At 41.2% G+C, this 15276-nt stretch carries 9 protein-coding genes, 1 tRNA gene and 1 other RNA gene; 1 reads left to right on the forward strand and 10 read right to left on the reverse strand.

Annotated elements, in window-relative coordinates; genetic code table 11:
• Positions 1-284: 284 nt before the first annotated feature.
• The 8 genes from AB986_RS10325 to tadA form a co-directional block, all read right to left on the reverse strand.
• Entirely contained in the window at positions 285-551 is a 267-nt protein-coding gene (locus AB986_RS10325) for a pro-sigmaK processing inhibitor BofA family protein (RefSeq protein ID WP_048311070.1), read from the reverse strand.
• 75 nt (positions 552-626) lie between these two features.
• Positions 627-842 carry a YaaL family protein gene (locus AB986_RS10330; protein WP_048311072.1) on the reverse strand — a complete coding sequence of 72 codons (216 nt, stop codon included), beginning with the start codon at positions 840-842 and terminating at the stop codon, positions 627-629.
• 17 nt (positions 843-859) lie between these two features.
• On the reverse strand, positions 860-1456 hold the full coding sequence (recR, locus tag AB986_RS10335; RefSeq protein WP_048311074.1) for a recombination mediator RecR: 597 nt from the start codon (positions 1454-1456) through the stop codon (positions 860-862).
• 11 nt (positions 1457-1467) lie between these two features.
• Positions 1468-1788, reverse strand: a complete 321-nt coding sequence (locus AB986_RS10340; protein ID WP_369810610.1) for a YbaB/EbfC family nucleoid-associated protein — start codon at positions 1786-1788, stop codon at positions 1468-1470.
• 42 nt (positions 1789-1830) lie between these two features.
• Entirely contained in the window at positions 1831-3522 is a 1692-nt protein-coding gene (gene dnaX / locus AB986_RS10345; protein ID WP_048311076.1) for a DNA polymerase III subunit gamma/tau, read from the reverse strand.
• A 140-nt stretch (positions 3523-3662) separates the two neighbouring features.
• An RNA gene (ffs, locus tag AB986_RS21620) (signal recognition particle sRNA large type) lies at positions 3663-3929 on the reverse strand.
• A 101-nt stretch (positions 3930-4030) separates the two neighbouring features.
• Positions 4031-4122 (reverse strand) — tRNA-Ser (locus AB986_RS10350).
• A 36-nt stretch (positions 4123-4158) separates the two neighbouring features.
• A complete protein-coding gene (gene tadA, locus AB986_RS10355; protein WP_048311078.1) occupies positions 4159-4689 on the reverse strand; it encodes a tRNA adenosine(34) deaminase TadA in 531 nt (176 codons plus the stop codon).
• 91 nt (positions 4690-4780) lie between these two features.
• Between tadA and AB986_RS10360 the strand changes: the two genes are divergently transcribed.
• A complete protein-coding gene (locus AB986_RS10360) occupies positions 4781-5395 on the forward strand; it encodes a cysteine hydrolase family protein (protein WP_048311080.1) in 615 nt (204 codons plus the stop codon).
• Positions 5396-5430: 35 nt separating this feature from the next.
• On the opposite strand, the gene AB986_RS10365 is transcribed toward AB986_RS10360, so the two are convergent.
• Complete coding sequence (locus AB986_RS10365; RefSeq protein ID WP_048311081.1) at positions 5431-6417, reverse strand: hypothetical protein; 987 nt, start codon at positions 6415-6417, stop codon at positions 5431-5433.
• Positions 6418-6903: 486 nt separating this feature from the next.
• Positions 6904-15141, reverse strand: coding sequence for a carboxypeptidase regulatory-like domain-containing protein (locus AB986_RS22070; RefSeq protein ID WP_048311083.1), 8238 nt, complete (start codon positions 15139-15141; stop codon positions 6904-6906).
• Positions 15142-15276 lie beyond the last annotated feature (135 nt).

A 15276-nucleotide genomic window follows, 5' to 3' on the forward strand; every position in this document is an offset into this window, starting at 1 on the left:
AGCTTTTAAAACAATGTTTTGTTTCCGTAGAAACAACTACTTACATGGCGTTTCGTTCAGTTTTCAAAGATCAATTTGTTTCTTTCAATGTCGTTTTCAGCGACTTTATTAATATACCATATTAACTCAGTTGGCGTCAACAACTTTTTAAATTCTTTTTTGCGTCAACCGCATTGTGTCGGCGACTTATATAACTATATCAGGGTTGTTCTTGATGCGCAACCCCTTTTCAAAAATTATTTCAGAAAAACAAAAAGGACTCATTTTTAACGAGCCCTTTCTTCCTAACCTATAATGATGATCTCAATTGCAGCGAGTGCTACAAGGCCAGGAACTCCTAGGAATCCAGTTACAAATGCAGTTCCTGGATTTATTGGGACATGTAGATCAAATGGCGTTCCAAACGTATTTAGGAAAAACAGTAATAGAGCACCTATCGCAAGTTTAATCAATCCCTGCCCAACCCATCGCATCGGCTTAAGGGGGGCTCCAATAAAGAGAAGCAAAACAATACAGAAGATAAAAAGTGCGATAACGAGTTTAGGATCCATAGCAGACCTCCGCTCTTTTTTCGGAATTAGTAATACTTATGTTTGTCCAAATAAAAAAGAACGGGAAGTTTAACACTATCCCATTCTTATCTTACGGCGTTTTGCTTCTTTTAATAGAAAGAAGTATTTTGCTTCATCAACTTTAAGCTTCGCAAGAACAGCTCCGGAAGGCTCTACACTGCGCTCCACGATTTCTTTTTGTTTATTCCAAACGTCTTTTAGTTCATGAAGCGTTTGTAACAAACTCTGATCAGCTTGCTTTCGTAAATAGCCTTTACGTTTGAAGAGCATGTTGTTCCCTCCTGATCCTACAGCTCACGACGACCTTCCATTGCTTTGGAAAGCGTAACTTCATCAGCGTACTCAAGATCACCGCCAACAGGAAGGCCATGTGCAATGCGTGTGATGCGAATGCCTGTTGGTTTCACAAGACGTGCGATATACATTGCAGTTGCTTCCCCTTCTATTGTAGGGTCTGTAGCTAGAATTATCTCCGTCACTTTATCATCCTGCAGTCGTTTCAATAGCTCCGGCACTTTAATATCTTCTGGTCCAATTCCTTCTACAGGAGAAATTGCACCATGAAGTACATGATAAAGGCCCGTGTAATCTTTCATTTTCTCAATCGCAATAACATCTTTAGCATCTTGAACAACACAAATGACTGTATCATCTCGATGACTATCGGAGCAGATCCGACATGGATCAGTATCCGTGATGTGATTGCATATTGAACAGTACGTTAGCTGACGCTTCGCGTTCACTAGCGCCTTACCAAAATCAAGTACATCGTCGTCATTCATTTCAAGAACGAAAAAAGCCAGGCGGACCGCCGTTTTTGGTCCTATTCCCGGCAATTTCATAAAACTGTCGATCAGTTTTGAGATCGGTTCAGGATAATGCACTTGCATTCCCCCTAAAACATTCCAGGCATATTAAGACCCTGTGTGAATTTACCCATATCTTTGTTAACTAGCTCATCTACATTGCGAAGAGCATCATTCGTTGCAGCAAGAACTAAATCTTGAAGCATATCGATGTCGTCAGGATCAACGACTTCTTCTTTAACAATCACTTCAAGAATTTCTTTATGACCATTTGCTTTCACAACAACCATACCGCCGCCAGCTTTTCCTTCTACGATCTTATCTTTCAATTCTTCCTGAGCTTTCGCCATATCCTTCTGCATCTTTTGCATTTGCTTCATCATATTGTTCATGTTTCCTCCGCCACCCATGCCACGTTTCATAAAAAATTCCTCCTTATTTGTAATAAAAGTTTAAGTTTGAATATCTAATAAGTCATCGCCCACTAAGCGTCTCGCTTCTGCAATCAAAGGATCTTCTGCAGGTTCTTCACCTTCGTTAGTCGTTTCTGGCTCATCTCTTGATTTCAAGAATTCAGAACGTACTTGCTTCCACTCTTCTTCTACAATAGCAACCATTTCTAATTGCTTTCCAAGTGTTCGAGATAACACTTGCTCGAGCGTGCCACGAATATTATCCTTTGTTGCCATCTGGCAATGCATGTCATATTGGAACGAAAGTAGAAACGCATTCTCGGTTGAAGCTACAGGTTCACTATCCTTTAACCAGGCGTGAGCAGAGACTTTTTCCTGACGAACGTTTTCCATCACTTCTCCCCAGACACTTTTCACTTTCATTAGATCCTGCTTCGTTGCTTTCTTCAGCATCTCTTTTATTTTACCATGAGATACGCCGGATTTCTGTCGAGAAGGTTTAAATTGTTTCTTCGGTTTTGCTTCTTGCGCATCTTCTGATTGGTTAACAGTGATTCCTTTTTCTTTTAGCGTATTTAGTTCATTCTCGAGTTTCTGAATTCGATTAAGAAGCTCGCTCTGATCTTGCCCTGTAGCCTGGCTACTTGTCTCTTCCTGACAAATTTGCACAAGTGCTAATTCTAGGAAAATACGCGGATGATTTGTCCACTTCATTTCTTGCTGACTTCGATTTAACGTTTCAATAACCGCATAGATCCATTCTTTTGCACAATTGTTTCCCAACTCTTGAAACGTTTCATCGATTTTTACTCGTTCGACAACTTCTTCTAGTTGTGGAGCCGTTTGATATAAGAGCAGATCACGGTAATAATAAATCAAATCTTCAATAAAGCGCGCTGCATCCTTGCCGTGATCCATTAGTTCCTCAACAGCATTTAACGCTTCCGCAACATCTTTGTTGTAAAAGGCCATCGCAATTTTGGATATCATCTTCTGAGATACGCTTCCTGTAACGGCAAGTACGTCATCCAAAACAACATTCGCCTCACTGTAAGATATCGCTTGGTCGAGAATACTTAACGCATCACGCATTCCACCATCAGCAGCACGAGCTACTTGATAAAGAGCATCCTCTTCGACTTGAATATCTTGAGCTTGGATGATTGTTTCCAAGCGGCCAACGATATCTTGAGCAGTAATTCTTCTCATATCAAACCGCTGACACCGTGAAATAATGGTAAGCGGTATTTTATGCGGTTCAGTTGTCGCTAGAATAAATACGACATGCTTTGGCGGTTCTTCAAGTGTTTTCAATAGGGCATTGAACGCTCCTGTTGAAAGCATGTGCACTTCATCTATTATATACACCTTATAAGAAACAGAACTCGGTGCATACTTCACTTTATCACGTATATCCCGTATGTCGTCGACCCCTGTATTAGACGCAGCATCAATTTCTATTACATCAGAAATCGACCCGTCTGTTATGCCGAGGCAAGCTGAACATTCGTTACATGGTTCAGCAACTGGCGCTTTCTCACAGTTGATCGCTTTCGCAATAATTTTAGCAGCACTTGTTTTTCCCGTTCCTCGAGGTCCTGTAAACAAATAGGCGTGAGAGATTTTTTGCTGCATGAGTGCGTTTTGAATTGTTCTTGTTACGTGTCCCTGGCCAACCACATCTTCAAATGTTTGTGGGCGCCAGACACGGTATAGCGCCTGGTAACTCATTCGCCTACTCTCCTCCTAACCTCTTCATACATTTCTATTATACCTTTTTGAGCTCTCTAATTCAAAAGGCAATCCATTATTAACGACACTAAAAAACTCACCCTTGTATAAGAGTGAGTTTGGACATTTAATTAAGTAAACCGTGCACCTTCCTTTGATAAAGCCACCACAGGCGTTACCTGAACAGTTAGCTCGATCCGGGCACTCCCGCGGCACACAGAGGGTACCTACTTACTGCTGCTTCCTTCCGGACCTGACAGGATTCGTAGGACTCTGTTGCGCAGGACCCGAATGTCAACACCACTTATTCAGGGCAGACCCTGCAGTGGCTAAACCTCGGGAAGGGATTCAGTCTCGCTATAGCGGATTGCGAGTACAGGGCACCGCTAATTCCCCACCTAGCACGGCAAATTTGATAATATTGTTAGTGCACTCGAACGGTGCAAAATATAGTATAACGCGTTTTATCCTATTTAGCAATAGGTCTCGCTATACCAAAAAGTGTAAGTGGCGGAGGCGAGAGGATTTGAACCCCTGCGACGGTAAACGCCCTAACTGATTTCGAGTCAGTCCCCTTCAGCCAAACTTGGGTACGCCTCCATCCGTCGATGCCTCATTGGCACAGAAAACACTATATCACGTCTTTTCTTGTTTTTCAATGAATGCACTTTGCTTTTTCATTTGCTTTTTCTTCAGTTTTTGCGCTTCTCTTAATTCACGAAAAAAACGTGAGAGCATGCTACCACACTCTTCCTCTAAAACGCCTGCTGTTACCTCAGCTTGATGGTTAAAGCGATTGTCGTCGAGTAGGTTCATTAATGTTCCGGCACATCCACCCTTTGGATCATAAGCACCATATACAACTCGCTCCACCCTTGATAAAACAATCGCACCGCTGCACATCGCGCACGGTTCAAGGGTGACATATAATGTACATCCTGTTAGCCGCCAAGAACCAACCTCTTTGCAGGCATCGTCAATCGCTAGCAATTCTGCATGAGCGACAGATCGTTGCTCCGTTTCTCGTAAATTATATGCTGAAGCAATAATGCGATCATCTTTGACAATCACTGCACCGATCGGAACTTCACCAATGGATGCAGCTCTCTCTGCTTCATGTATGGCTGCCTTCATAAACTGTTCATCTTTTTGAGCTTGAGCGTGCATAACATGTGCTCCTTTTGAATCGTTTTATCTACTAAATGATTTGGGTAAACTACATGTAATTTCTATTTCTATTATAAGGAGAGAAATCCAAATGAGCAAAGGGCAAAACGAGAATAAGACATCTGTTGCTCTCTTATTAATTGATGTCATTAACACGATGGATTTTAAAGATGCTGAACGACTTGCTCAATACACGGAAGAAACAGCCGACTCCATTGCTTTACTGAAACGAGAAGTTAAAGCAGCTGGAGTTCCTGTCATTTATGTAAATGACAATTATGGCTTGTGGCAGTCTGATTTTAAAAAAGTAATCAACTATGCTGCTTGCGCAAATGGTCAGCATCTCGTTGATCGCCTTGAGCCAGAGGATGATGATTATACCATTGTGAAACCGAAGCATTCTGGGTTCTTTTCTACACCACTCTCTTCCTTATTAAATTACTTAAACGTAACAACATTGATTCTAACAGGATTTGCTGGGAATATCTGCGTGCTCTTCACTGCAAACGATGCTTATATGAGGGAATACGAACTCTACATCCCGTCCGACTGCTGTGCTTCTAACCTTGCAGAAGACAATGAATACGCACTGAAGTTAATGAAGGCGAACTTAAAGGCGAATACTGATCCTTCTACTGAGCTAAACCTGACAACCCTCATTGAACAAGCTATTCAGCGACAAGCAGTAACTTCTTATGATGGATAAAGAAAAACCTCTCTTCTATAGAAGAGAGGTTGGATTTAAGAACTCGTTTGAAAATAAGCTGGGCGCTGCTCGAATGCAGCATTTAAGTACGTTACCATCAGTTTATCATCAAAAAGTTTGCTACCTTTACGCAGACTCTGGCAGTAGCCGTCTCGGAATTCAAGACGATCAATTAAAAACGTATTGCCAAATTCACTGCTTACCGTTACTTCAATCACACGTTCTTTTGCTGTAAAGGCAAGAACCGTGTCATTAATTTGAAAGCGAACTTTCTCGAGATAGTTCGAATGATACAAACACGTCATGCAGCGCACAACTTCATAATAACCACCGTCTGTCGTTACACGCTCCGTTTTGTATCGTTTTAAATCAGAATCGATATAGAACATAACATCCTGTACTTTTTTCGTCGAAATAGCGAGTTCTACACTCGTACTCAACGACTGGTAGAACCTTTTCTTAATTCCTATTTTGTAGAAAACCAGTGCCATACACCACGTAACAATTAGAACAGGTAATAAGATTGCTAGAATATCTTTTTCAAAAATCGTCCACTCATAGTACCAAATAAGTAAAAGTGCAAATAGCGAGAATAGAATTCCCGCAAAAAACGTCTGAGGGCGATAATCACGAAAATCACCTTCGGCAGTTGAGAGCTCATTATTCAACCATTCAAGCTCATAGAGATCAAAACGCTGTAGTTCTTTTTGTTGCCAGGATGAATCATTCATCCAACTTTCTGAGCGTTTATGATGTAGAAACCCTTTAAAGAAATAATGTAGATGCGAATTTGTTTCCATCTTCCGCTCAATAGTTTGTCTGAAAGCACGGTCATAGAGTCTAGCAATAGCGCTCATGCCTTGAGCAGCTACGACAAGAATAAGCAATAATAAGAAAAGCTGTCCCCACGGGTTGTTTGAGAAAAAAGATTGCATACCATCAACCATGGGAGCAAGCTCAGATTTAAGATTGATTCCAACAGCTCGAAATAGCTCGGCTAAAGCACCTTTCCAATCGTCCAACTTGAAAGCCTCCCAACTCTACATACTCCTTCTATCATATCACCTTTAAGGCCCTTTAGCTTGAATTTTTTAACAATGATTGGCATCAATCGACAAGATCAATGACCCATTTCGTTGCTACTCGTAGAGGGGAATTGTTCATTTCCACAGATAGATGATCGGACCGTTCAAAAAACCTCTATCAATTTCCTTCTTTATCCCGCTTTGCGTTAATTTGACGAGTATCACCATTTTCATTTATTGCTGTTACCTTTAACTGATTAATATAATCCCAATGTCACCGAGTCTACTTTAAGAACAACCTTACGATAGGCTTTTGAATTCTTAACTTGTTTTAAGCCAAGAGTAGTCTTTTCATCAACTCACTCTTCTCTTGGTAAATCAACTATGTCATTCTTTCTCTTTACGTAAAGGCAACTCCTTCTCTACCTCAGCGTACAACAATAAAAAAACCGATGAGCTTTACTCTCATCGGCGCTTTCTTTATTAAGTTGCAGGCACCACTCTATAACAATCTAGGCAAACAATTAATTTTCTTGTATCGTTATTGGTGGTATATGAGAAATAACCACAGCCACTTCTACAATCGATGCGCAATAAAGTGAACACTGTTGGCACAACATTCCCGAATAGTTTCAATGGCATTCCAGTTTCGCAATCGTATAAATAATACTGATCTGGACCCGGTGGAGGTGGAGTCGGAGGTCCACCTTCTAAGGCGAAGTCTAACTCTTCGCTACTACCAGCTGTTAAGAAAATAGCTTCATCGTCAGTTTCATATTCTTCTGCGGATGCGATAATAATATATTCTCCTTCAGCTAAACTGATTGTATAACTTCCATCTGCTAAGGTTTGCACACTCTCTACAATAACATCGTTTCTGCGTGCAGCAATAGTGGCTCCCGCTATTGGTTTCTTTGTTTCGAAACTTGTTACGATACCAGTAAGAGTAGCTGGGTTTTCAACACCCAGTATGAAATTAACAGTCCGATCACTATTAGGTGTTAACGTTATCTCTTTTATATCGGGAGCAAATCCAGGTAATGAGGCAATCATTGTTACCGTTTCAGCTGGTAAATAACCAATGACATATTCACCAGATCTACTTGTTATCCCTTTTCCTACTACATTTCCATTACTATCATAAACCGTAACTCCTACATCGTTGAGAGGATCTCCGTCTACATTTGTTACATTTCCTCGGACAATGGATGGATCGCCAGTTAATATGAAGTTAACTGTTGTTTTTTCACCTGCTACGATGGTCATGGATTTGGCGTTTGTATCACAGCCTAACGAGAGCGCCCTTATCGAATACTTACCTGGCGACAGCCCTTTAATAAAGTAATTTCCATCTTGATCAGTAATTGTATTTGCTATTGGTACGTTAATTTCATTGAGAACGATGACAGATACGCCAGGTACAGCCTCTGAAGTTTTACCGTCCGTCACTCGACCTGTAACTGATCCAGGATTTGATGCTAAAGCGAAATTCACTTCCTCTGTTTGAAGCGGCTCGCCTGTGAATTCTTTTGTAGCTGATTGATAGTTTTCATTTCTTGCGACAACAGTATACTCACCTGGATCAAAACCTTCTATGAGATAATTACCTTGATTATCCGTTTGTACGCTTTGTAGGAAGCCACCACTTGATGTCACTAATCGCACAAGTACCCCCTCAATAGGTAGGCTCGACCCTGCATCAGTAACTGTACCTCTCACGTTAGATTGTAGAGGAAACAATCCCAGATTTTGTACCGTCGTTTGGTCAGGTACTATTTCAATAGAAGCTAAATCGCTCCCCAGGCCAGCTCCAAAGCCAACCACAGTGTAAATAGCAGGAGTAAGTCCTGTAATAGCATACTCCCCATCGGCATTTGTCAGCGTAGAGGCAATGAGTTCACCGTCAGGACTCAGCCATCTTAGTTGAACAAACGCTCCCGATACCCTTTCCTTTGTTTCCTGATTAATCACAATCCCACTGAGGCTTCCGGTCACTGAACTAAGAGCAAAATCTAGTGTAACTTTTTCGTTACTTTCAACGATCGCTCCTTCTAGCTTGCTACCATAACCAGAATGACTAACGATGACTTCATATACACCCGACAGAATATCAGAAGCAAGATACTTTCCGTCAGATTGTGTCATGACATTAGCAACAATCGTCCCCGCTTCATTCATCACTTGAACGTTCGCGTTTGAAATAGGTAACCCAGTATCCTCGTCTGTTATCGTTCCTTCAATACTACCTGGATTAGGAGTTAATGCAATGGACACTTCTGAAGTTTCGTTCGCCACAACATTTACACCCGCTGCACCTGTACCAAATCCATCTCTTGATGCCGTGACAACTAGTGAACCTGGAGGAATATTACCTACACTAAAGTTTCCATTTTCATTAGTAATGCCGTTGGCAACTGTAAGATTAGTAGCATCTTTGACACTAATAGATGCTCCCGCTATCCCTGCTCCAGTCTCCATATTTGTTACTTTCCCGCCTACTGTACCAGCATTGGCGAATAAGGTAATCGTTAATTCGCTTACTTCTCCAGCCACAACACTCACTGGTACGACTTTCGATTGGTAGCCATTAGCACTGATACTAACAAGATATTGACCCGGGGGTAAATCGCTAAAGCTAAACTCACAGTCAGGTGAAGCAACAGTAGATTGCAGTAATAATCCTTTAGCATCTAACAGTCTTACGCCTACGCTATCTGAATTAATCCGGTGTCCTAGATCATCTTGAAGCTTACCAAATACTGATCCAGTCGATCTTTGAAGCGATAAATTAACAATAGTTGTTTCATCTGGTAGGACAATGGCACCGGCAGTTTTCCTTGCATAAGACGATTTAAATACGGATACTGTATAACTTCCTTGCTTCAAGCGATTGACTAGATAATTCCCACCAGTGTCTGTTGCAGTTGTAGCAACAACTTGACCGTTACTATCAAGCAAATTGATATTAGCACCTACGACAGGGTCTCCAGTATTCTCGTCAACAATCATACCAGACACATTACCTGGATTAAGTTGAAGTACAAAATTGGCAGTGCGATTTTCATTTGCTACTAGTGTCGCTCCAGTCGTTGTAGAAGCGCCTACCCCTGAACCTGATGCACCTGGTGCTGAAGCTAATATTGTATAAGTTCCTGGCCTCAAACCTCCAATTGAATAAAAGCCGTTTTGATCAACAGCAACAATTCCTATGACAACACCATTTACATCGATTATTTTGACAACCGCATTTTTAAAAGGCAAACCATTTTCGTCTAAGACCGTACCAGAAAGGCTAGCTGAATTACTTGTTAATAAAAGATTTGTGGTGGTCGTTGCGTTTGACACTACTGTACTACCGGTCGAATTCTCTGTGTAATCAACCGCATTAGCCACAATCGAGTATGTGCCAGGTACAAGTCCAGAGATCGTATATTCTCCCAATCCATTGGTTGTAGCCGTCGCCACTGGCACAATATCCTGTGCTACATAGGCAGTAACTTCTGCACCAACTAGACGTGTATTGGTTTCTGCATCTCGGATCGTTCCAGTAATAGAACCAGGGTTTGGGTCTAACCCAAAATTCACGACCTCAACATTTCCTGAAGTGACAATAACCCCAACTTCTTGAGTCTGATAATCAGAGCTTCTAGTCACTACTCTGAATTGAAGGGCAGCAAGACTAGTAAACTGATAAAATCCATCCTGATCTGTGTTTGTTGTGAAAACCAATACGCCGTCACCATTAAATAAATCCACCGTTATTCCCGATAATACATCTCCGGTGTTAGCATTTGTAATCGTTCCTTGAATAGCGCCTGGGTCAGGTAATAATTTAATATCGACAGTTTTGGATTCCCCCCTACCAACATCAGTTGTTGCTTCTGCAGCACCAAATCCTTCAGCGAATGAAACGATTGTGTACGTACTTGCAGCTAGGGTATTAACGATATATTCTCCATTAGAATCTGTGACAGTTGTAGCTACGATTGGTCCACTCGGAGATTGTTCGTGAATTATTATTGTACTTCCAACGATCGGATCACCTGTATTGAAGTTTGTAATTCTCCCTTTAATCGTACTTGGAATAGGTGATAACGCAAAGCTCAACACTGAGGTTTCATTTGGAAGTATGCTAAAACTAGCTGTGCGACTTGTAAATCCTTCTGAAGCTGCAACGGCCTGATAATTTCCGGGATTTAGTCCATCAGTAAGGAAGAGCCCAGAGTCATTTGACGTGAGTGTTGCAATTTGCTCTCCGTTCTCATCGATTATGGTAATAGCCCCTGAAATTGCTTCGCCAGTATCAACATTAGTTAGATAACCTGTTAAGAATCCTAAGCTCTCATCCATTGCAATATTGACTGTTTTTACTTCTCCAGGATTAACTACTGTAGTTAGCGCTCTTGCTCCGAAATTCGTCGCACTTGCGCTTACTACTACAGTGCCGGCCGGGATGTTCTCTACAATATATTCTCCATTCAAACCCGAGATAGAATTTGCAATTGGAATACCTTCCGAAGTTGTAAATGTTAGTACAGCCCCGTTAATACCTTCACCAGTAGCAGTATTGGTTACGACCCCTGAAATAGTCGCTGGTAATAATTGAAGTGGAATCGTAACATTCTCCGTAGTTCCAGCTATAACATTAGCACTGATCGTATTAGCAGAATAATTGGGAGCCGTCGCACTAACCTTATATTGATCAGGATTCAGGGCCTGGATCGTAAACGTTCCGTCTGAATTTGCTACAAGCGTTTGTAGCAAAGACCCACTACCACTAAACAATTTAATACCTATATTATCGCCTGTGATGGGATCGCCATTACCATCTACTACTGAACCTGTTATATTTCCTACAAGACTTTCAAGAATAATGTTGGCGACAGTATTTTGATTGCTAGTAACAATTGCTCCTACAAATTCGGTAGAGAAGTCTGGTGCTGTTGCAACGACCGTATAAGAACCTGGGGCAATGCCACCTACTAGAAACTCACCAAACTCATTCGTTGTTATCGTTCTAACTTGCTGGTTGTCAAAAGTACGAATAATCACTGTAGCCCCTGAGATCGGATCGCCTAACGTATCAGTTATTTGCCCAACAATTGTTCCTGGATCTGGAATCAAAATAAAATCCGCGTCCGTTACAGTTTGGCCAGGATTTAATGTGATCCCGCCTGTAGTAGAACCGAAATTCGGAGCACTTATGATGACTGTAAATGATCCTGGAGGTAGGTTACCAATAGCGTACTGTCCATTCTGATTAGTTGTACCAGCGCTTAAAGCACTACCGTTTGCATCAATGATTTGGATTGTTGCATTGGAAATCGGTGTACCATCTGGATCAGAAATTACACCGCTAATTTCGGATGGATTTGGTTCAATTGTTAAAGTCACGGGTGTTATTTCATCGGCAACAACTGTAGCTCCAGCACTTGATATGCGGTAATTAGTTGCAGTAGCGGTAAGAATATACTGTCCTGGTAGAAGGTTATCGAAATTAAATTCACCATTTGAATTAACGAGCGTTGATGCAATAAATAGACCATCAGCAGTTGAGAGCGTGACCTGAGTTGCATCGATCACTGGACTGACAGAACCTGAAATGCCACCTGGATTACTCTGCAAACTTTGATTAACGACAGTTGTTTCATTCGGTTCAACAATCGCACCAACTGATGACGATTGAAATCCTGATGCAATAGCTGTCACCGTATAATTACCTGGTGCAAGACCGTTAAATACATACGTCCCGTTTGAATCGGTTAGAATCGTTCCTACCAAATTCCCTTGTTCATCAATCATTTTCACTGACACGTTGCCAAGTAGGTTTCCAGCACTATCTGTTATCGTTCCGCTAATAATACCAGGTGCTAGTGTTAGTACTACATCTACTACACTCGTATCTCCTGGTGTGAGAAACGCAGTAGCTGAGTTCGTCTGAAAATCAGTCGCGCTAACCACAATGCTATATGTTCCGGGTGTTAAATTTGTTACTTCATATTGGCCGTCAAGGTTAGTAAACGTTGTCGTTACGGTCGTTCCTGTTAAATCTACAACCCGCACTTCAATCATTGAGCCAGTAATAGGCAAACCGTCTGCTGAGTTAATAATAGTACCTGAAACACTTGAAGGATTTGGATTCAACGTAAAGTTGGTAATAGTGGTTTGATCAGATAAAATCGTTACTCCTTTTAGTTGACTTTGAAAATCTTCAGCTTGTGCAATAACAGTGTAGTTACCGGCCGCCAAACCTAGAGCTGTATATTCTCCCTGATCGTTTGTAATCGCTTGAGTGATAATCGCATCGGTACGATCGTCACGGACGTTGATAACAGCGCCTGGAATTGGGTCGCCCCCCGATGAAAGAACTGTGCCAGTCAAATCCCCTGGATTCGGAAGTAAAGCGACATTAGCGATAGAGATTTCATTGGCAACAACGGAGGCTCCTATCGTTTCAGTGGAGAATCCCATTTTTGATGCATTGATTGTATAAAATCCTGGACTAAGGTTGTTAATGCGGTACAACCCATTATTATCCGATGTAGCAGTAGCAATGTGAACATTGTTGAAGAAAACTTCTATTATTGCTCCAGATAACGTATTTCCATTGCTATCCGTTATCGTGCCAGTGATTCCACCAACAAGTTGATCTAGTTCAACGTTCAGTTCAGTCGTTTGGTTAGATAAGATTTTCGTTCCAACTGTTAATGAGCCATATCCTTCACTCACGAATGTAACGTTGTAAATTCCAGGTGGAAGATTGTTAATTTCGTATAAGCCACTTCCATTGGTCAAAGCCTGAGCAACTGTCACCCCGCGCTCGTCTGTTACCTGAATGGTTGTGTCTGGAAGAGGATCCAATGTTGAAGAATCCCTTACGACTCCTGAGAGAGAACCCGGATTCGAACCCAGCTCAACGTTTATTGTTTTCGTTTCTCCTGCGGTTAAGTTGAATCCCAATACTGTAGTTCTAAAAAGATCTTTCGATACTCTTAATTGATAACTCCCCGGTGCTAAATCGTTTATTGTATACTCTCCTGATGGTAATGTGAGCGTTCTTGCAACTACCATTCCAGCTACATTAAGCACTTCTACTAAGGCTTCGTTTATTGGATCGCCTGAAGTGTTTGTTACGCTTCCCTGTACATTTCCTGGGTTAGGTTCTAGCACGAAGTTCACTGTTGAAGTATCGTTCGACTCTACGATGACTCCCTCTTCAGCTGATTGGAAACCTGAAGCACTGACAGTAAGAGTGTAGGAACCTGCTTTAATCGAAGGAAAAGTATAAGCACCACTAGCATTTGTAGTTTGTTCATCTAAAACATTACCAGCTGAATCAATAAGTAGGAGGGTAGCATTATTAATAGCACCTCCACTAGAGTTTGTAACAGTACCATCAATATTTCCTAGTAGTTCTGTTAAGAAGACATCTTTTCTAGTAATAGAACCTGAATTAATCGTCAATGACTGTATGTTTGTAATGAAGTCTGGCTTTGAAAATTCGATCGTATACGAACCTGGTGATATTTCAGTAAGTGAATATTCTCCGCTAGCATTGGTTGTTGTGACTCCAATCGTAGTCGTACCATCTTTTAGTTCAACAACAACGTCAGCTAAGGTAAGACCATTTGAGTGGTTTTTAACAACCCCTACAACCCCTCCGGTACTTGTTACATTGATCTTAGTCGTTATGATGTCTGTTTTTAAACGAGAGCCTGTACCTCGATCTGTACCGATAGCCTTCGCTGTTTCCAGTACTCGTTCACCCGCTGTATTAAAAAAACCACTAACTTCAAAATCCAATACAGCTGTACCACCAGGCGATAGATTTCCAATCTCCCAACTTAATGTATTCGTATGTTGATTGAACACTGGATTACCTGTAGAGGAATTACTTATTGAGAAGTGACTTAATAAATCAAATTTTATTACATCATTAAGTTTGACTGTTGCAGCTTCACTTTTCCCTGTATTTTCAACAATAAGACGAGCGTTGTAAGCTGCCTCATCTCCCGCCTTTACTGTAGTCGGTCCACTCAATAGTATTTTTTGAAGTTCGAGCTTTGCTTTTACATCTACATCTTCTATTGAGATCGGATCAGAAAATGCGTCTGTAAACTGAAACCCCTCAGAGAATTTTAAGGAATCCTTATTGTAGTTGTTCGCATTCGTAGAGGTGAAGGAGATAAGCTGTAGCGGTGTTTGTTCAGTGATATTCAAGAAATCAAATAGCGTAACTGCTGGTATAAAGAAATCTAGAAAGACATTGTCATTTCCACCAAAGGTTGTATTGGCTGGTGTAACTCTAGCTATGTCAGTGTTAATGATCGGCTGTGAGAAATTAGGAGCACCCTTACCATTCGTTCCCTCAGCAGGATCATTCCAAGAATTCACTTCTTGCTCCGTATTTTCAATAAGAACAAGATTACCACTTAACCCATCAACCGCTAGCAACCATTGGTATGTTCCTGCCTGACCTCCAGTATGAAAGAGCACACCCCATGAGAAATTCTGAAAACCTGTTTTTTGCCTATTACGTGGATCTTCATTTAGTCGTAGCCGAAAATAGACATTCTCCCCGTCGTAGGCTAATCCAAATGAAGAATGAGACTGATCGCCAACCAAATCTACCGCAGCAGGCGATTCATCATTACTAACATCAAAATAAACACGTGAACCTAAAGGTACAGATGTGTATTGAATTTCGTTTGGAATAGACATTTTTCCCCTCCTTTTAATACATTCTCTATAGATGTATGTCCTATTAAGAAGGATTGTTGGTTTAGATACCCATGAAATACAGAAAAATCCATGTTTGTCATGTAGTAAACAAGCCTGTTTTCTTTATGAATCTAG

The sequence above is a fragment of the Guptibacillus hwajinpoensis genome, assembly GCF_001039475.1.
Classification (GTDB): domain Bacteria; phylum Bacillota; class Bacilli; order Bacillales; family Guptibacillaceae; genus Guptibacillus; species Guptibacillus hwajinpoensis.

Bases quoted from the DNA above. Each gene is read 5' to 3' on its own strand.
- AB986_RS10360 (WP_048311080.1), top strand. From the start codon at position 4,781: ATGAGCAAAGGGCAAAACGAGAATAAGACATCTGTTGCTCTCTTATTA.
- dnaX (WP_048311076.1), bottom strand. From the start codon at position 3,522: ATGAGTTACCAGGCGCTATACCGTGTCTGGCGCCCACAAACATTTGAA.
- AB986_RS10340 (WP_369810610.1), bottom strand. From the start codon at position 1,788: ATGGGTGGCGGAGGAAACATGAACAATATGATGAAGCAAATGCAAAAG.
- tadA (WP_048311078.1), bottom strand. From the start codon at position 4,689: ATGCACGCTCAAGCTCAAAAAGATGAACAGTTTATGAAGGCAGCCATA.
- AB986_RS10325 (WP_048311070.1), bottom strand. From the start codon at position 551: ATGGATCCTAAACTCGTTATCGCACTTTTTATCTTCTGTATTGTTTTG.
- AB986_RS10330 (WP_048311072.1), bottom strand. From the start codon at position 842: ATGCTCTTCAAACGTAAAGGCTATTTACGAAAGCAAGCTGATCAGAGT.
- AB986_RS22070 (WP_048311083.1), bottom strand. From the start codon at position 15,141: ATGTCTATTCCAAACGAAATTCAATACACATCTGTACCTTTAGGTTCA.